The organism is Streptomyces sp. NPDC052299 (genome assembly GCF_040679335.1).
Classification (GTDB): Bacteria; Actinomycetota; Actinomycetes; order Streptomycetales; family Streptomycetaceae; genus Streptomyces.
This window is the reverse complement of the sequence record NZ_JBFAUP010000003.1, coordinates 252209-268873: the sequence shown is the minus strand read 5'-3', so window position 1 is coordinate 268873 and position 16665 is coordinate 252209. Positions and strand designations below refer to the sequence as shown.

The 16665-nt window shown below is 72.4% G+C and carries 17 protein-coding genes; 7 read left to right on the top strand and 10 right to left on the bottom strand.

Annotated features, from left to right (window positions below; genetic code table 11):
• The first annotated feature begins 25 nt into the window (after nucleotides 1-25).
• Nucleotides 26-1579: an ABC transporter substrate-binding protein gene (locus AB0L33_RS06775; RefSeq protein ID WP_365678368.1), complete on the top strand. Its 1554-nt coding sequence runs from the start codon at nucleotides 26-28 to the stop codon at nucleotides 1577-1579.
• 7 nt (nucleotides 1580-1586) lie between these two features.
• Here AB0L33_RS06775 and AB0L33_RS06770 read toward each other — a convergent pair whose 3' ends face one another.
• Nucleotides 1587-2858: an MFS transporter gene (locus AB0L33_RS06770; RefSeq protein WP_365678366.1), complete on the bottom strand. Its 1272-nt coding sequence runs from the start codon at nucleotides 2856-2858 to the stop codon at nucleotides 1587-1589.
• 96 nt (nucleotides 2859-2954) lie between these two features.
• Between AB0L33_RS06770 and AB0L33_RS06765 the strand changes: the two genes are divergently transcribed.
• A complete protein-coding gene (locus AB0L33_RS06765; protein WP_365678364.1) occupies nucleotides 2955-3464 on the top strand; it encodes a MarR family transcriptional regulator in 510 nt (169 codons plus the stop codon).
• Between the two features lie 2 nt (nucleotides 3465-3466).
• On the opposite strand, the gene AB0L33_RS06760 is transcribed toward AB0L33_RS06765, so the two are convergent.
• From AB0L33_RS06760 to AB0L33_RS06730, 7 genes are all read right to left on the bottom strand, one after another.
• A complete protein-coding gene (locus tag AB0L33_RS06760; protein ID WP_365678362.1) occupies nucleotides 3467-4240 on the bottom strand; it encodes a hypothetical protein in 774 nt (257 codons plus the stop codon).
• A 12-nt stretch (nucleotides 4241-4252) separates the two neighbouring features.
• Nucleotides 4253-4828, bottom strand: a complete 576-nt coding sequence (locus AB0L33_RS06755) for a hypothetical protein (protein ID WP_365678360.1) — start codon at nucleotides 4826-4828, stop codon at nucleotides 4253-4255.
• Nucleotides 4829-4980: 152 nt separating this feature from the next.
• Entirely contained in the window at nucleotides 4981-5757 is a 777-nt protein-coding gene (locus AB0L33_RS06750; protein WP_365678358.1) for a succinate dehydrogenase iron-sulfur subunit, read from the bottom strand.
• Entirely contained in the window at nucleotides 5757-7511 is a 1755-nt protein-coding gene (sdhA, locus tag AB0L33_RS06745; RefSeq protein WP_365678356.1) for a succinate dehydrogenase flavoprotein subunit, read from the bottom strand. Before sdhA ends, AB0L33_RS06750 begins: the two co-directional genes overlap by 1 nt.
• Nucleotides 7512-7541: 30 nt before the next feature.
• Nucleotides 7542-8015 carry a succinate dehydrogenase hydrophobic membrane anchor subunit gene (locus AB0L33_RS06740; RefSeq protein ID WP_365678355.1) on the bottom strand — a complete coding sequence of 158 codons (474 nt, stop codon included), beginning with the start codon at nucleotides 8013-8015 and terminating at the stop codon, nucleotides 7542-7544.
• A 5-nt stretch (nucleotides 8016-8020) separates the two neighbouring features.
• Nucleotides 8021-8401 (bottom strand): succinate dehydrogenase, cytochrome b556 subunit, encoded by a 381-nt coding sequence (gene sdhC, locus AB0L33_RS06735; RefSeq protein WP_026242571.1) that lies wholly within the window; start codon nucleotides 8399-8401, stop codon nucleotides 8021-8023.
• A 243-nt stretch (nucleotides 8402-8644) separates the two neighbouring features.
• Nucleotides 8645-9274, bottom strand: a complete 630-nt coding sequence (locus AB0L33_RS06730; protein WP_365678353.1) for a 2-oxo-4-hydroxy-4-carboxy-5-ureidoimidazoline decarboxylase — start codon at nucleotides 9272-9274, stop codon at nucleotides 8645-8647.
• 227 nt (nucleotides 9275-9501) lie between these two features.
• On the opposite strand from AB0L33_RS06730, the gene AB0L33_RS06725 reads away from it, so the two are divergent.
• From AB0L33_RS06725 to AB0L33_RS06715, 3 genes are all read left to right on the top strand, one after another.
• Complete coding sequence (locus tag AB0L33_RS06725) at nucleotides 9502-11097, top strand: glycoside hydrolase family 20 protein (protein ID WP_365678351.1); 1596 nt, start codon at nucleotides 9502-9504, stop codon at nucleotides 11095-11097.
• 128 nt (nucleotides 11098-11225) lie between these two features.
• A complete protein-coding gene (locus AB0L33_RS06720; protein WP_365678349.1) occupies nucleotides 11226-12050 on the top strand; it encodes a DUF4328 domain-containing protein in 825 nt (274 codons plus the stop codon).
• 162 nt (nucleotides 12051-12212) lie between these two features.
• The gene (locus AB0L33_RS06715; protein ID WP_365678347.1) at nucleotides 12213-12782 is read left to right on the top strand and encodes a hypothetical protein; all 570 of its coding nucleotides are present in this window, start codon (nucleotides 12213-12215) and stop codon (nucleotides 12780-12782) included.
• 32 nt (nucleotides 12783-12814) lie between these two features.
• On the opposite strand, the gene AB0L33_RS06710 is transcribed toward AB0L33_RS06715, so the two are convergent.
• Nucleotides 12815-13324, bottom strand: a complete 510-nt coding sequence (locus AB0L33_RS06710) for an NUDIX domain-containing protein (protein ID WP_365678345.1) — start codon at nucleotides 13322-13324, stop codon at nucleotides 12815-12817.
• Nucleotides 13325-13619: 295 nt separating this feature from the next.
• Here AB0L33_RS06710 and AB0L33_RS06705 point away from each other — a divergent pair, with 295 nt between their 5' ends.
• Both AB0L33_RS06705 and AB0L33_RS06700 read left to right on the top strand, forming a co-directional pair.
• Nucleotides 13620-14426 (top strand): RNA polymerase sigma factor, encoded by an 807-nt coding sequence (locus tag AB0L33_RS06705; RefSeq protein WP_365678677.1) that lies wholly within the window; start codon nucleotides 13620-13622, stop codon nucleotides 14424-14426.
• The gene (locus AB0L33_RS06700; RefSeq protein WP_365678343.1) at nucleotides 14426-15523 is read left to right on the top strand and encodes a hypothetical protein; all 1098 of its coding nucleotides are present in this window, start codon (nucleotides 14426-14428) and stop codon (nucleotides 15521-15523) included. Before AB0L33_RS06705 ends, AB0L33_RS06700 begins: the two co-directional genes overlap by 1 nt.
• Before the next feature lie 176 nt (nucleotides 15524-15699).
• Here the strand turns inward: AB0L33_RS06700 and AB0L33_RS06695 are convergent, their stop codons facing one another.
• On the bottom strand, nucleotides 15700-16614 hold the full coding sequence (locus tag AB0L33_RS06695) for a L,D-transpeptidase family protein (protein WP_365678341.1): 915 nt from the start codon (nucleotides 16612-16614) through the stop codon (nucleotides 15700-15702).
• Nucleotides 16615-16665 lie beyond the last annotated feature (51 nt).

The following is a 16665-nucleotide window of genomic DNA, read 5'->3' as shown; positions in this document are numbered from 1 at the left end:
GGGGCAGTTAAGGGAGAGCACGTCAATGCGGTCGATCCGGCTACGGATTCTCGCGATTTTCGCGGTATTGGTCATCGCAGGCGTGGTCGCCTGGCAACTGCTTCCCTCGGACGAGGGGAACTCCGATCCGGTCGTCGTCGGGACGACCGACGCGGTGACCTCGCTCGACCCGGCCGGCGCCTACGACGCCGGTTCCTGGGCGATGTACAGCAATGTCTACCAGTCCCTGATGACGTTCAAGTCCGGGGGCATCGTCCCCGAGCCGGACGCGGCCGAGAGCTGCCAGTTCATCGGTGCCAAGCTGCAGACGTACCAGTGCAAGCTCCGTGACGACCTGACGTTCTCCAACGGCGACAAGCTCACCGCCGAGGACGTCAAGTACTCGTTCGACCGGATGCTGGAGATCAAGACGGACGTCGGTCCCTCGGTCCTCTTCCCCAGCCTGAAGAACGTGGTCACCGAGGGCCGGCTCATCACCTTCAACCTCTCCTCGCGCGACGCGACCTTCCCGCAGAAGATCGCCACGGGCGCCGGCTCCATCGTCCAGAAGGACTCCTACGCGGAGCACAAGCTGCGCAACGACGGCCAGGTGACGGGCTCGGGGCCGTACGTCCTGAAGTCCTACGAGGCCGGCGTGAAGGCCGAACTCGTGCCGAACACGCGCTACAAGGGCGCGATCACCAAGTCCGGCGTCCCGGTCACCGTGCGGTACTACAAGGAGTCCGACGACCTCCTCTCGGCCTGGAAGTCCGGCCAGGTCGACGTCACGCACCGCCAGCTGCCGCCGTCCACGCTCGCCGCGCTGAACCCGGGCGACACCGCGCAGCGCGTCACCGAGGCGGACAGCGCCGAGATCCGCAACCTCGTCTTCAACGTCCGCTCGGGCACCCCGCTCGCCGACCGCAAGGTCCGCCAGGCCATCGCGGCGGTCATCGACCGGGGCCCGCTGGTGAGCAAGATCTACAAGGGCACCGTCGAACCGCTCTACTCGCTGATCCCGCAGGGCACCATCGGGCACAGCACCCCGTTCTTCGACGCCTACCCCTCGCCGGACACCAAGCGCGCCAAGGCGCTCATGGACGAGGCCGGCGTCCAGACGCCGCTGGCGGTCACCTTCGCCTACCGCGAGGGCGACCAGTACACCGACGAGACCAAGGAGATCCAGCGTCAGCTGAACGCCACCGGGCTCTTCAAGGTCACCACCAAGGCCGTCGAGTGGACCCGGTTCCAGAAGGGCTACGCGAACGGCGAGTACGACATGTACACCGTCGGCTGGCTCCCGGACTACCCGGACCCCGACACCTTCAGCCAGCCGCTCGTCGGCCGCGACAGCAGCCTCCACAACGGCTACACCAGCAAGAAGATGGACGAGCTGATCAGCGCCACGCTGCAGTACAGCGACCGCAGCCGGGCCGCCGGGGACTTCAAGGAGCTCCAGAAGCTGGTCGGTGAGGACGTGCCGCTGGTGCCGCTGTGGCAGAAGAAGGACTACGTCATCGCCAAGTCGGACGTCTCCGGCTCGCAGTACCTCTCCGACGGCACGGGCGTGTGGCGCCTGTGGGAGCTCGGCTGGATCTGATCGACTTTTAGGCGGACGCGGGCGGTACGGACTTCACCGGTCCGGCCGCCCGCGCCGCGTCCCCGGCGACGGGCGCCCCGAAGCGCCGCACGCCCGGCACGGCGGCGGTGCCCGCGCAGGCGACACCGGCCAGCAGCCCGGCCGCGGCGAGCGGGGCCTCCGTGTTCCAGGCGGCGGCGGCGAGCGGGGCGAGGGCGTATCCGAGGGGCGTCGCGGCCAGCGAGAGCAGCCAGTCGTACGACGTCACCCGGGCCAGCGCCTGCGGCGGCACCGCGGACTGGACCGCCGTCTCCCAGACCGGGTTGAGGAAGCCGAGACCGGCCATGGCGACCCCGTACGCGGTGAGCGAGACGGCCACCGGGGCGTGCGCGGCCAGCAGGCAGAGGGGCAGCACGTACAGCGCGCCGGCGAGATTGGCGGCCAGGACCGCCCGGCGGGGCCGGATGCGGGCGGCCACCAGCGAGCCGGCCAGCAGGCCCACCGCGCCGGTCTGGAGGAGGACGACCCAGGCCCCCTTGCCGCCCGGCCCGTGCAGGAAGAGGGCCGGGCCGAGCGTGGTCAGAACGGCCGCCGCCCCGTTCCAGACGGCGTGCGCGATCAGGCTCGTCCAGTACCAGTCGCGGCTGCGGACCTCCGTCCAGCCGCCCTTGAGGTCGCCGAGCAGCGAGCGCCGGGGGATCGGGACGTGGCGGACCCGGATCACGTACAGCAGGGCGGCGCTCACCGCGAAACTGGCACCGTCCAGCACGAACGCCCAGCCCGGCCCCGCGGTGAGGATCAGCGCCCCGGCGACGGCGGGCCCGCCGATCCGCGCGGTCCCGGAGGCCACCGCCATCAGGGAGTTGGCGCGCAGCAGCCCCGACTCGTCCACGGTGCCCCGGACCAGCGGGGACGAGGTCGGCATCGCGAAGGCCCCGGCCGCGCCGCCGACCGCCTCGGCGAGGGCGATCTGCCAGAGGGCCGGGGTGCCCGAGAGCAGTTCGGCGCCGACGAAGAGCTGGGTCGCGCACCGCACGAGATCGGTGGTCAGGGCCACCGTACGGGCGTTGAAGCGGTCGCCGACGACACCGCCCAGCGGGAGCAGCAGCAGCTTGGGCACCATCGCGCACCCCAGCACCAGGGCGAGGTCGCCGGTCGAGCCGGTGGCCAGATAGACGGCGAGGGTGAGCGCGGCGGGAATCGCGGAGTCGCCCAGCATCGAGAGCGAGCGCCCGATGAAGAGCAGCCGGAACGAACGCGTTCTCAAGGGATGCGCCGTCGGCGGCGCGTGGGTGGCCATGCGCGGCAATCTATTTCGGTACCGAAGTACCCGTCAACGAGAATTACGATTCCGAAGGACTTCGTCCACCGGGGCCGTCCGCGTAGGCTGAGCGCCATGGAGCAACGCGACTGGACCGACGGGCACGTGGAGCGGTGGAAACCCGTCCTCCCCGAGCTCGATCCGGAGGTCGAGGGTGCGGTGACCCGGATGAAGAAGCTCTCCGTCCATCTGCGCCGGGTGCGCGAGCAGTCCCTCGTCGACTTCGACCTGGACCGGCAGGAGTTCGACACCCTGCACAAGCTGGCCGGACGCGGCGGCACGGCGGCCCCGTCCGAACTGGCCGCCGACCTCGACCTCGCCCCCGCCTCCGTCACCGGCCGGCTGGACGCGGTCGAACGCCGCGGCTTCGTCCGCCGCACCCCCTCCACCACGGACCGGCGCCGCGTCGACGTGATGCTGACGGACGAGGGCCGGTCGACCTGGCTCGGCGCGATGGCCTTCCTCGGGCACGAGGAGGAACGGCTGCTGGGCGTCCTGGACCCGGACGAGCGGGCGCTGCTCAACGACATGCTGCGGCGCATCATGGTGGTCGCGGAGGACCGGGGCGGCGCGGCCTGGGACTGAGCTCAGTCCTCCGGCCGCCGGGCCAACTCCTCCCGGACTCCGTCCGGCCCGAGCTCCAGCAGCCGGGTCACCGCCCCGTCCCAGCTCTCCGCCGCCCGCTCCACCGCGTCCCGGAACCCCCGCCGCAACGGCCCCCCGGCCAGCAGCAGCCCGACCGCGGCGACCGGGCGCAGCAGCCACCGCCCGCGCACCGTGGCCACCGCCTCGACCAGCCAGCGCCCGTCCGCCGCGCGCCGGGGCCGCAGCTGCAGCCGCGCCTCACCCAGCAGGTGCCTCAGCCGCACCGTCACCGGGGCGCGCGCGGTGGGCGGCGCGCCGGGCGGCAGCGCCGCCGCGTCCCACCACGCGGCCAGATCGGCCCGGGCCCTGCCCGACCCGCGCCGCAGCACACCCGAGCCGTCCGGGCCCCACATCCGCCCCCGCGCCTCGACGAGCCGGGGGCGGTCGGGCGCGGTCAGCCGCAGGGTCACCCTGGCGTTCAGGTCCGGGGCGCGCAGCCGCTGCTCCAGCTCGACCGCGGAGGCGCGCCGCCACTCCCGTATGCGCACCGCCATCCGCTCGCCGTCGTCCGGCCGGCCGATCTCATAGAGCGCCCCCGACTTGAGGTGACGCCCCCTCAGCAACCGCAGGTCCTGGACTGGTTGACCGTCCGGGGCGAGGACGGCCGCTCCCTCGGTCCGGGTCGACTCCGCCATGTCCCAGAAGACCGGGGCGAGTTCGGCGACGAGGTCGCGCTCGACCGCCAGGACGGTGACGGAGTGCCGCAGGACGGCCATTCGGCCCCGCCCTCAGACGCTCATCGAGCGGGCGGTGTTGACCTGGGACATCACCATCGCGAAGGTCTCCGGATGGGTGGCCGGGATCATCGTGGAGTGGTGGCGGCCCCCGCTGGTCACCGTCACCTGGACGAAGCCGGTCGTCTGCTTCTGCTTCATCAGCAGGAACAGCAGGCCGATCAGGCAGGCCAGGGCGAAGATGATCGCCAGCACGATCGCCACCGGCGGGATCTTCTCCTCGGTGCGCGACATGTCCGTCGCCGTCCACACCGCGCCCCTGAGGGGCATCGTCCCGGACGGCGTCACGACCGAATCGCTCAGCACCGTGATGTCCCCGATGGACAGCACCGGCGCCCCGCCGCCCGCCGGGGCCGCGCCCGGATACCCGTATCCCGGGGCCTGCTGCGACGGATAGCCGTAGCCCGGCGGCTGCGAGGGCGGGCCGGAGAGCGGCTGCGGGTAGCCGTAGACCGGATTGCCGGCCGACGGATAGCCGTAGCCCTGGCCGTTCGGGACCCCGGGAGGAGTCCCGGGCTGCTGCGGCCCCCACTTGGACGAGTCGTCCGCGTACGGATTCGGATCGCTCAACGTTCCCCGCTCTCGCTCTCCCCGCGCACCCCCCTGGCGGCGGTGGGTGAACCGGCCAACGGTTCCGCACGACCGTACCGCCCGGGCCGCCGGGGCGCAGCAAGAGGCCCGGACCCCCGAGGGGGACCGGGCCTCTTCACGTGCTCGGGGGATCAGAAGCGACGCGTGATCAGCGCGCGCTTGACCTCCTGGATCGCCTTGGTGACCTCGATGCCACGCGGGCAGGCGTCCGTGCAGTTGAAGGTGGTGCGGCAACGCCACACCCCGTCACGGTCGTTGAGGATCTCCAGGCGCTGCTCGCCGCCCTCGTCGCGCGAGTCGAAGATGAAGCGGTGCGCGTTGACGATCGCCGCCGGGCCGAAGTACTGGCCGTCGTTCCAGAACACCGGGCACGAGGACGTGCACGCGGCGCACAGGATGCACTTGGTGGTGTCGTCGAAGCGCTCGCGGTCCTCGGGGGACTGCAGGCGCTCGCGGGTCGGCTCGTTCCCCTTGGTGATGAGGAAGGGCATGACGTCGCGGTACGCCTGGAAGAACGGGTCCATGTCGACCACGAGGTCCTTGAGGACCGTGAGGCCCTTGATGGCCTCGATCGTGATCGGCTTCTCCGGGCTCAGGTCCTTGATCAGCGTCTTGCAGGCGAGCCTGTTCTTGCCGTTGATCCGCATGGCGTCCGAACCGCAGATGCCGTGCGCGCAGGACCGGCGGAACGTGAGCGTCCCGTCCTCGTTCCACTTGATCTTGTGAAGGGCGTCGAGCACACGCTCCTTCGGGTCGATCTCGATCCGGAAGTCCTGCCACTGGGCCTCGTCGGAGACCTCCGGGTTGAACCGCCGGATGCGGAACGTGGCCGTGATGTACGGCGAGTCGGCGAAGCCGGCCTCGGGCTCGGGAGCCTTGTCGGCCTTGTCCAGGGTGGGTGTAGCCATCAGTACTTACGCTCCATCGGCTGGTAGCGGGTCTGGACGACCGGCTTGTAGTCCAGCCGGATCGACTCGGTGCCGTCCTCGGCGACCTCGCGGTACGCCATGGTGTGGCGCATGAAGTTGACGTCGTCGCGGTTGGGGTAGTCCTCGCGGTAGTGACCGCCGCGGGACTCCTTGCGCGCCAGCGCCGACGTCGCCATGACCTCGGCGAGGTCGAGCAGGTTGCCCAGCTCGATGGCCTCCAGCAGGTCCGTGTTGAACCGCTTGCCCTTGTCCTGGATGGACACGTCCAGGTAGCGCTTGCGCAGCTCCGCGATCTTGTCGACCGCGGTCTTGATCGTCTGCTCGGTGCGGAACACCATCACGTTGGCGTCCATGCACTCCTGGAGCTCCTGGCGGATTGCCGCGACCCGCTCGGTGCCCGTGGAGTTGCGCAGCCGCTCGACCTGGTCGACCACCAGCTGCGCCGGGTTCTCCGGAAGCTCGACGAAGTCGCTCTTCGCGGCGTACTCGGCGGCGGCGATGCCCGCGCGGCGTCCGAAGACGTTGATGTCGAGCAGCGAGTTGGTGCCGAGGCGGTTGGCGCCGTGCACCGACACGCACGCGACCTCGCCGGCGGCGTACAGGCCCGGGACGACGGTGGTGTTGTCGGCCAGCACCTCGCCCTCGACGTTGGTCGGGATGCCGCCCATGGCGTAGTGCGCGGTCGGCTGGATCGGGATCGGGTCCGTGTAGGGCTCGATGCCGAGGTACGTGCGCGCGAACTCGGTGATGTCCGGGAGCTTGGCGTCCAGCTGCTCCGGCGGGAGGTGCGTCAGGTCGAGGTAGACGTGGTCGCCCTCGGGACCGCAGCCGCGGCCCTCGCGGATCTCCGTGTAGATGGAGCGCGAGACGACGTCGCGCGAGGCGAGGTCCTTCATGACGGGCGCGTACTTCTCCATGAAGCGCTCGCCGTCCTTGTTGCGGAGGATGCCGCCCTCACCGCGGGCGCCCTCCGTCAGCAGGATGCCCATCCGCCAGATGCCGGTCGGGTGGAACTGGAAGAACTCCATGTCCTCCAGCGGCAGACCCCGGCGGTAGCACGCGGCCTGGCCGTCACCGGTCAGGGTGTGCGCGTTCGACGTCACCTTGAAGAACTTGCCGGTGCCGCCGGAGGCGTAGATGACCGCCTTCGCCTGGAAGACGTGGATCTCGCCGGTGGCCAGCTCGTAGGCGACGACGCCGGCGGACTTCTTGACGCCGTCCTCCTCGACCACCAGCTGGTCCAGGACGTAGAACTCGTTGAAGAACTCCACGCCCTCCTTGACGCAGTTCTGGTACAGCGTCTGGAGGATCATGTGGCCGGTGCGGTCGCCCGAGTAGCAGGCGCGGCGGACCGGGGCCTCGCCGTGGTTGCGGGAGTGACCGCCGAAGCGGCGCTGGTCGATCTTGCCCTGGGGCGTGCGGCCGAACGGCAGGCCCATCTTCTCCAGGTCGAGAACGGCGTCGATGGCCTCCTTCGCCAGGATCTCGGCGGCGTCCTGGTCGACCAGGTAGTCACCGCCCTTGATCGTGTCGAAGGTGTGCCACTCCCAGTTGTCCTCCTCCACGTTGGCCAGCGCGGCGGCCATGCCGCCCTGCGCGGCGCCCGTGTGGGAGCGGGTGGGGTAGAGCTTGGTCAGCACGGCGGTGCGGCTGCGCTTGGTCGACTCGATGGCCGCGCGCATGCCGGCGCCGCCGGCGCCGACGATGACGGTGTCGTACGTGTGGATCTGCATGGTTTACCTCTGGTCCTTCGGGCCCGGCGCCTAGCGGATGTTCGGGTCGAAGGTGAAGATCACCAGCGTGCCCAGCAGGACGGTGAACACCGTGGCGGTGTACAGCAGCATCTTCAGCCAGAAGCGGGTGTTGTCCCGTTCGGCGTAGTCGTTGATGACCGTACGCAGACCGTTGGCGCCGTGCAGCATGGCGAGCCACAGCATCGCCAGGTCCCAGACCTGCCAGAACGGCGAGGCCCAGCGGCCCGCCACGAAGGCGAAGCCGATCTTGGACACGCCGCCGTCCAGCACCAGCTGGATCAGCAGGTGGCCGATGACCAGGACGACCAGCACGATGCCCGACAGGCGCATGAAGAGCCAGGCGTACATCTCGAAGTTGGTGCGCGAGCCCTTGGGGGTCTTGCCGGTCCGCTTGCGCGGCGGCTCGATCACGGGGGCCGGGTTGTCGACGTCGTAGAGGGTAACGCCTTCGACGGCGCCGATCGCGGAAGTCTCGGTGGACATGGGCCTCAGCTCCCGAAGAGTTCGCGTACGGCGTGGCCGAGCACGGGGTACAGGGCACCCAGCATCAGCACGATCCAGATGCCCAGCACGGCCCAGAGCATCTGCTTCTGAACGCGCGGGCCCTTGGCCCAGAAGTCCACGGCGACGATGCGCAGACCGTTCAGCGCGTGGAAGAGAATCGCGGCCACGAGGCCGTATTCGAGCAGCGCGACGATCGGCGTCTTGTACGTGGACACGACGTCGTCGTACGCCTCGGGGGAGACGCGGACGAGGGCGGTGTCCAGGACATGCACGAACAGGAAGAAGAAAATGAGGACACCGGTGACTCGATGAGCCACCCAGGACCACATGCCTTCCCGGCCGCGGTACAGCGTTCCAGCCGGCACGGAAGAACCCTCCGGGAGCGGGGATTGGGGTCGGCCGGCTTGACTGTCGGTCTGACCCGGCCGGGTACGGTCCACCGGCCCCGGCCATCGTAGCGACGGATTGTCGGTTCGATCGCGCGGGGCCCTCCGGTGTGATCAAAGTGGCAACGAAACAGGCACGGACGGGCTATGGACAGCCCTCCGCGACGCTGCTCGGCCGCTCCCTGCCGGGGAATCCGGGCCGCCCGGCCCGCCCCCGGCCCGTTATCGACTCGATACCAAGGCGGCCAGGCGTCCCCGGGCGAGTCGCCGCATCTCGTCCGCCGCGACCGCCCGCTCCCGGTCCTCCTCGTGCGCAAGGCGGGCCCGGATGCCCGCGAGGACCTGGTCCGGGTGCTCGGCGGGCGGGTAGTCGTCCAGGCAGATCACGAAGGCGTGGCCGAACCTGCGCTCGTACTCGGCGTGGGCGGCGGCCAGCGCGAGGTGGGCGGAGCGCGGCGCGTCCGGCCGCAGCCCCGGGGACTCCTCGGCCGCCAGGGCCTCGGCGCGATCGGCGGGGGAGAGGTCGTAGGCCGCCTCGTCGGCCGCGGCGAGCAGCGCCTCCGCGTCGGGGTAGGGGCGGTGGCGGACGAGGCGGCGCGCCCAGGCCGCGCTGCCGAAGCACTCCAGCAGGGCCGCCTCGGCCTCGGGGGCGGGCGCGCCGTTGAACCGGGGCAGGCCCCAGGGGGGCGCGGACCGGGCGGGGGCGCCGCCGCGGTTCTGTACGGGTACGGCGGTGTGCCGGGCGGGCCGGCGCGGCTGCTCGGGAAGGCCGGCGTGGGACTCGCTGGACCTGGACAGCGTGTGCTCCCGAATGGAGAGACGAAGGGGGACTCGGATACGAAGGGGGCACAACGCTAGCGAGGCGTGGGTAAGGGTGGGCGAAGGATGCGCGAATTTCACCCGGACGGGAGAGTTTCGCGATGCCCGACGAGCGGATGTGTGAGGAGAATGCCCGGTTACCTCCCTGCATTTGCCTTCTTTTCTCGCAGTTCTGCTCCCTTTTCTCCGATCTGCCCCGGCTTTCCCCGACCTGCCTCTGACCTTCCCCCCACGCTTCTTCGAACCGGAGGTTCTGACTGATGGCATCCTCACGCGGCGCCCTCCTGGCCGTGACGGCGGCGGCCGCGGCGAGCGTCGCGCTCGTCGGCTGCGGCGGCTCCGGAACCGAACACGGCAACGGACCCGAGACGTCCCGTGCGGCGTCGTCCCCTTCCCCCACCCCGTCGCCGACCCGGAGCTACCCGCTCTCCAAGACGCCCCGCACCATTCCCGCCGTACGCGAGCACACCCCCGCCCACGGACCCGGCTGGAAGCCCGGCGAGGACAGCGGGGTGGTCATCGCGAAGGGCAGCGGCAAGCTCGCCGACGAGGGCAAGCTGCTGGCCGGCGAGCTGAAGATCCACTACCGGGGCGAGGCGGCCGCCCGCGCCGGTGACGTCGAGCTGGCCCTCACCCCGAAGGCGTCCGGCGGGCCCGAGTCGTACACCCTGCGCACCGCCGACGGGCGGGTGAGGATCAGCGGGCCCGGCGAGGCGGGCGTCTTCTACGGCACCCGCACCCTCAAGCAGTCCGTGCGCGCCGACGGCTCGATGCCCGAGGGCGAGGTGAGCGACCGGCCGGACAAGCCGCAGCGGGGCCTCAACCTGGACATCGCCCGCAAGCACTACACCGCGTCCTGGATCGAGGACCGGATGCGCGAGATGGCGGACCTCAAGCTCAACCAGCTCGGCCTGCACTTCTCGGACGACCAGGCCTTCCGCATCGAGTCCGACACGCACCCCGAGGTGGTCTCGCCGGACCACCTGACCAAGAAGCAGGTGCGGCACATCGTCGCCCTGGCCGGGCGGCTGCACATCCAGGTCGTCCCGGAGATCGACTCGCCGGGCCACCTCGGCGCGGTGCTGCGCGCCCACCCCGACCTCCAGCTGCACAACGTCAACGGCGTCGCCTCGACCGGCTCGCTCGACATCTCGAAGCCGGGCGCGGCCAAGCTGATCGACGAGCTGCTGGGCGAGTACGCGGAGCTGTTCGGCGGGGCGTACTGGCACCTGGGCGGCGACGAGTACCGGGCGCTGATGGCGAGCAACCCGGCCGCCTCCTACCCGCAGCTCCAGCGCGCGGCCGTCGCGAAGTACGGCTCCGGGGCAGGCATCTCCGACCTCGCCACCGGCTGGCTCAACGACCGGGCGGAGGTCGTCCGCAAGCGCGGCATGCGGCCGAAGGCGTGGAACGACGGCCAGTTCCGCGACAGCGAGGTGCGCGCCGACAAGGACATCGAGGTCGAGTACTGGACGGGCAAGGAGTACGGGGCCCGGTCGCCGGAGGAGTACCTGCGCGAGGGCCGCAAGGTCCTCAACCTCAACGACGAGTTCATGTACTACGTGCTCGGCCAGCCCAACGCCTTCGTCTACCCGACCGGCAAGCGGATCTACGAGCAGTGGACCCCGCTCGTGCTGCGCGGCACCACTCCGGTCCCGGCGCGCTACTCGGACCAGATCCTCGGCGGCCGGTTCGCGGTCTGGGGCGACTTCCCGAACGCCCAGACCGCCGAGCAGGTCGCCGCGGGCATCCGGATGCCGCTGCGGGCGACCGCCCAGAAGCTGTGGGTTCCGGGCAAGCCGAAGCTCAGCTACGCGAAGTTCCAGGCGCTGGCGAAGGAGATCGACGCGGGCTGAGCCCCTGGAAACGCTTCTGACCATGGACAACGCGGTCCCCGGGGCATACGGTCCGGTGGCCGCGCCGTCCGGGGAGGGACGCGCGCGCTTCTCGCGTCGACGTCCGAATCCAGGGGGGTTCCGTTTCCATGCTCTGTTCACTCTGCGGTACGAGACAGGCCGGTGCGGCCGATGTGCGGTGCGGCGTGTGCGCCGTCACGGCCGCCGCCGACGGGGCCCGGTCCTGGGCCGACCGCCCGGGCTGGCCGCCGGCCCCGCCCCGGCTCGACCAGCTGCGCTCGCCGGTGGGGCCGGCCAAGGCGGTGTGCGTGCTGCTCGGCGCCGTGGCCGTCGCGGACGTGGTGGCGATCGCCGCCGGTGTCCACAGCCGCATGCTGCTCGCGGACGGGCTGGACGGCGGGTTCCTGGCGGTCGACGAGGAGGCGTGGACGCGCGCCGACAGGCTGTACGGGTTCGCCGGGTCCCTTCAGGCGCTCACCTTCCTCGCGGCGGCGGTCGTCTTCCTCGTGTGGATGCGCCGGGTCCGGCTCAACGCCGAGGTGTTCGACCCGTCCGCCCATCCGATGAGGCCCGGCTGGGCGATCGGCGGCTGGTTCGTGCCCCTCGGCAATCTGTGGCTGCCGTACCGGGTGGCGAGCGGTGTCTGGACCGCGAGCGCCCCGGTCGAGACCCCCGGCGGCCGGTTCGCCGCGCCGCGCGGGCTGCTGAACGCCTGGTGGGCGGTGTTCGTCGCCGACCAGCTCGTGAGCCGGGGCACCAGTCGCCTCTACGCCGCCGCGGAGTCTGGCGACGAGATCATCCGCGGGCTCGACCTGGTCGCGGCCACCGACGCCCTGGACCTCGGCGCGGCGGTCCTGGCGATCCTGTTCGTCCGCAGGCTGACCGCGATGCAGTCCCGGCGCGCGGACCTCGGCCCGGTCCCGGCGGCGCCGCGTCCGCCCCGGGCGCACTGAGGCGGGCGGCAGCCGGCGGGCGCGTCGGCGGCAGGCGAGGCGGCGGGAATCGGCCATCGGTGGTGACGCTTTTCGGCCATTCGGCGCTGAATGCGATAACAGGAAGCGCTGCGCCCCCCTGTGTCCCGGCACGGGGTGCGGGAGGGCTGACAGGAGACGCCGATGAGCCTGCTCGACCTGATCGCCGCCGCCGACGAACGCGGGCTCGCCGCCGCGGCGGTCGCCTGCCTCGAACGCTGTCTGCCCCAGCCCGTCCCGGGCACCGGCCCCGATCCGCTGCGCCCGCTCTGGGCCGCCTGCGCCGAGCCCCGCCTCTGGCCCGCCCGCCTCGCCGAGACCCGCACCGCCCTGGACGCCCTCGCGCACCCCGGCGAACCGGCCGCCCGCGTCCGCGACCTGCTCGCCGCCGCCCCGGACGAGCGGACGGGCGAGGAGCTGCGCGGCTGGGCGGACGCCTGCTCGGTGCTGGCCCTGGAGGTCCACCTCGGCCACGACATGACCGCCCCGGCGACCCCGGACCCGGTGGCCCGCTGCCGGGCGGGCGACCCCTCGGGCGCGGGCCCGCTGCTGGCCGGGGAGGCGGCCCGCCAGACCGCGATCCTGGAGATGCTGGCCGCCCTGGACGAGGACGCCCCCGCGACGGCGGGCCTGCGCCAGATCCGCGACGTCTCCACGGAGGGCGGACGGATACTCCGCGCTGCGGCGGCCCGGCGGGGGCGAGTGCGGTCCTGAGCCCTCGCCCGGCTACGGGAATGGGCAGACGGCTAGCGCCAGGCGTACGTCGCGTCGGTGAGCGGGGGCAGCAGCACGTCGGACCCGGCGGCCCCGGCCGGCTTCATGAGCACCGGACCTGCCGCCGGATAGAGGTGCAGCCCGGCGGCCTCCGCGAGGGGCACCCAGACCACCCGGGCCATGTCCTCGGCGTCCAGCTCGGCTGCCGGGAAGGCGGCGCGCACCTCGCGGGGCACGGTCACCAGATGGATGAGGTGGAGCCGGCGGAACGTGCCGGGGCGGCCGGGCCGGGTCGTCACCTGGTCCTGCACCCCGAGCAGCCGGGGCGGCTCGGGCAGCGCCGCGACATCGAGCCCCAGTTCCTCCCACAACTCGCGGGCCAGCCCCGCGGGCACCTGCTCGTCCGCGTGGAGCAGCCCGCCGGGCAGCGAGTACTGCGGCCCGGCGGCCCGCTCCCGCCGGATGAGACAGAGCTCGCCGCCTTCGACGAGTACCGCACACACGCGGACCGGGACGGCGGGAACGCCTTCGGTGGTCGTCACGGAGTCATCCTCGTACGTGAACCGCCGCCGCGTGGCCGGAAGAACGAGGACGACCGGGGCCGCCACCCCCCACAGGAGAGGCCCCGGTCGTCTTCCGCGGGGCCGCAGGACGACCCCGTACTCATCTCTGCGCCGCGGGTGCGTTTTCTGTCACACCGGCGTCCGCAGACTGAATGTTGCAGGTTGTACAAGTCATGGACGCGGTGCACGCCAAGGACGTAGCGTGCTGAGTCGCGCAGGGTGGCGCGGCAGTGGTGACCAGCTGCGATTCGGACAGCAGGGCAGGGTTGAGGTAGTGCTGGGGGACGACGCGGGGCTTACTGCCGCGGTGCTCGCGGCACAGCACGGGGACGAGGACGCCTTCCGTACTGTGTACCGCGCTGTGCAGCCGCGGCTGCTGGGCTACATAAGGACGCTGGTGGGGGAGCCGGACGCCGAGGACGTGGCGTCCGAGTCGTGGCTGCAGATAGCCCGCGACCTCGACCGTTTCAGCGGGGACGCCGACCGCTTCCGGGGCTGGGCCGCGCGCATAGCCCGCAACCGGGCGCTGGACCACCTCCGGATGCGCGGCAGGCGCCCCGCCATCGGCGGCGACGAGACGGAGCTCTCCGACAGACCGGCGGTCTCCGACACGGCCGACGAGGCGATCGAGTCCCTGGCGACCGGGCGCACCATGTCGCTCATCGCCCAGCTGCCGCAGGACCAGGCCGAGGCGGTGGTGCTCCGCGTGGTGGTCGGCCTCGACGCGAAGAGCGCCGCTCAGACGCTGGGCAAGCGGCCCGGCGCGGTCCGCACCGCCGCCCACCGCGGGCTGAAGCGGCTCGCCGAACTGCTCGGGGCGGACTCGACGGGCACCGCGGCCGAGCGCCCGGACGGCGGGGACGGCAGGACCGGCCCCGGCCAGGCGGACGACGGCCGGCGGTACGGGGGCGAGCCGGAGGGCCCCGAGGCGCCCTCGCCGGCCTTCCGGAAGAATGCGGGGGACGCGCCGGGACGGACCGGGGAGCTCGGTGCCGTACCCGTACAACGCCCCCCACGCACCGGCCTGGTGGCTCCCGCCGGTGTGACGCATTCGCGTCTGTGGACGCAGAAGGACATGTGATGGCCGACGAGCAGTACGCATGGCTTGACAAGGAAGCGGCGGAGAAGTTGCTCCGCGGCGAACCGGTCGACCCTGCCGAAGGCCGTCCCCGCCAGGACGCCGAACGCCTGGCCGCCGCCCTCGACGCCGCCGCCCGCACCGCCCGCCCCGCCACCGGTGAACTCCCCGGCGAGGCCGCCGCGCTCGCCGCCTTCCGCGCCGCCCCGCGCGGCCCCCGTACCGCCGGGGCCACGGCCGCGCCCGGCGACGACGCCGGTACGGCGATGCTCGCCCCGGTCCACATAGGCCGGGCGGCCGGTGCGCGCGCCGACCGCCCGTTCCGCTGGAGCCGGCCCCTGCGCTTCGGACTCGTCGCCTCGCTGGCCTGCTGTGCCATAGGAGGGGTGGCCGTGGCCGCCGGGTCCGGAATGCTGCCCGGCCCCTTCGGCCGGCACGCCCCCTCGCCGGCGACCTCGGTCTCGGCCGCCGAGTCACCCGAGGAGCCGGGCACCGGCGCCCTCCCCGACGAGGAGACCTCCGCGCCCCCGCCGCCCGACACCCCCACCCCGGGCGCCCCGTCCCCCGGTGCCCGCCCCGACGCCGACGACGAGGACACCGCGCGCCCAGGCGGCGGCGCCTCCCACGACGACCGGAGCGGCGAGGACGAGGGGAGCGACGCCGACCGGACGGGCGGCAGCCGCACCGGCGGCGGCACCGACCCCGGCGACGACGACTCCCAGGGGAACGAGGACCCCGGCAAGGGGGACGACCACTCCGGCGACGCCCCTTCCGGCTCCTGGTACGCCAAGACCGTCCAGGCGTGCCGCGACTACCGCGACGGCACGCTCGACGAGGACCGCCGCACCCGCCTCGAGGACCTGGCCAAGGGCGCCCGCAACCTCGACCGGTTCTGCGACCGGCTGCTCGCGGCCGAGGACGGCAAGCACGGCGCCGGAGCGGGCGACGCCGAGCAGGGCGGCGACGCCTCCGCGTCGCTCCCCGCGATCCGGTTCACCGAGTCGCCCGGCCCCTCGACGGCGGCCGTCGCGCCGGGCCCGGAGCCGACGGATTCGGCCACGGAGGACCCCCGGCCGACCGCCTCCGCGGCGGCCCGCTGACCTTTGCTACCGGCCGGTGTGACGTTTTTCGGCCTGCGGACGCTGTACGGGATGAGCCGACTGGTCATCGGCAGCGCCCGGAGCCGGGGTTCCCCCCGTACCTGCGGCTCGGCGCACATGGCGCGGGCGGGACACGTTCCCCCGGTCCCGCCCGCGCCCCTCACCCCTTCTCCGCCTCACTTGTAGACGACGACCTTGTCGCCGGTGCGGACGGCGGCGAACAGGGCGGCGATCTTCCCCTCGTCCCGGACGTTCACGCACCCGTGCGAGGCCCCGTTGTAGCCGCGGGCCGCGAAGTCCGACGAGTAGTGCACCGCCTGGCCGCCGCTGAAGAACATCGCGTAGGGCATGGCCGTGTGGTAGATCGAGGACACGTGGTGGCGCGACTTCCAGTACACGGAGAACGTGCCCTCGCGGGTCGGCGTGTACTGCGAGCCGAACCGCACGTCCATGGACGAGACGACCTTGCCGTCGATCATCCAGGACAGCGTGCGGCTGTTCTTGCTGATGCAGAGCACCCGCCCCGTCAGACACCGCTTGTCCGGCTTGGCGACCGGGCGGGTGGTCGGCGGGTTCAGCTCGTCGGCCGTCGGCTCGCGCGTCATGCCGAGCAGCTTCTGCCAGGTGAGGCTGTCGGTCTTCCCGGTCCGCGCCAGACCGCGCTTGCCCTGGAAGGACTGCACCGCGGCCACGGTGACGGTCCCGTAGTAGCCCGTGGGGGTGCGGCCGAAATGCCCGATCTGCCGCAGCCGGGCCTGGAGTTCGCGTACCCGCTTGCCTTCGGACCCGCTCGCCATCAGCACCGTGCCCTGCGGGTCGGCGGTCGGCGTGGTGCGGGTCGCGCTCGGCTTCGGCGACGCCTTGACCGGCTGCTGCGGCTTCGGCTTCGCGCTCGCGGACGGGCTCGCGGAGCCGGCCGGCTTCGCGTCGTCCGTGGGGGAGCCGTTGCCCGCCGGTGCGGAGGGCGCGGCCGAAGCACCGGCCGCGGGCTGCTCCTTGCACCCGGCGGTCACCCCGGCCATCGCCACCACGGCCACGACGGCGGCCCCTCTGAGCGCGTAACCGCGCCCGGTCCTGCCCGTGCGTATCATCCCAGCCCCCTGCATCCTCGGCCCGGCTTCCCCGGCCCGCGCACTCGCCTG

Coding starts and splice junctions, on each gene's coding strand:
- AB0L33_RS06760 (WP_365678362.1), bottom strand. CDS start 4,240: ATGGCCGTCCTGCGGCACTCCGTCACCGTCCTGGCGGTCGAGCGCGAC.
- sdhA (WP_365678356.1), bottom strand. CDS start 7,511: ATGCAGATCCACACGTACGACACCGTCATCGTCGGCGCCGGCGGCGCC.
- AB0L33_RS06765 (WP_365678364.1), top strand. CDS start 2,955: ATGGAGCAACGCGACTGGACCGACGGGCACGTGGAGCGGTGGAAACCC.
- AB0L33_RS06700 (WP_365678343.1), top strand. CDS start 14,426: ATGGCCGACGAGCAGTACGCATGGCTTGACAAGGAAGCGGCGGAGAAG.
- AB0L33_RS06750 (WP_365678358.1), bottom strand. CDS start 5,757: ATGGCTACACCCACCCTGGACAAGGCCGACAAGGCTCCCGAGCCCGAG.
- AB0L33_RS06770 (WP_365678366.1), bottom strand. CDS start 2,858: ATGGCCACCCACGCGCCGCCGACGGCGCATCCCTTGAGAACGCGTTCG.
- AB0L33_RS06740 (WP_365678355.1), bottom strand. CDS start 8,015: ATGTCCACCGAGACTTCCGCGATCGGCGCCGTCGAAGGCGTTACCCTC.
- AB0L33_RS06775 (WP_365678368.1), top strand. CDS start 26: ATGCGGTCGATCCGGCTACGGATTCTCGCGATTTTCGCGGTATTGGTC.
- AB0L33_RS06695 (WP_365678341.1), bottom strand. CDS start 16,614: ATGATACGCACGGGCAGGACCGGGCGCGGTTACGCGCTCAGAGGGGCC.
- AB0L33_RS06715 (WP_365678347.1), top strand. CDS start 12,213: ATGAGCCTGCTCGACCTGATCGCCGCCGCCGACGAACGCGGGCTCGCC.
- AB0L33_RS06725 (WP_365678351.1), top strand. CDS start 9,502: ATGGCATCCTCACGCGGCGCCCTCCTGGCCGTGACGGCGGCGGCCGCG.
- AB0L33_RS06720 (WP_365678349.1), top strand. CDS start 11,226: ATGCTCTGTTCACTCTGCGGTACGAGACAGGCCGGTGCGGCCGATGTG.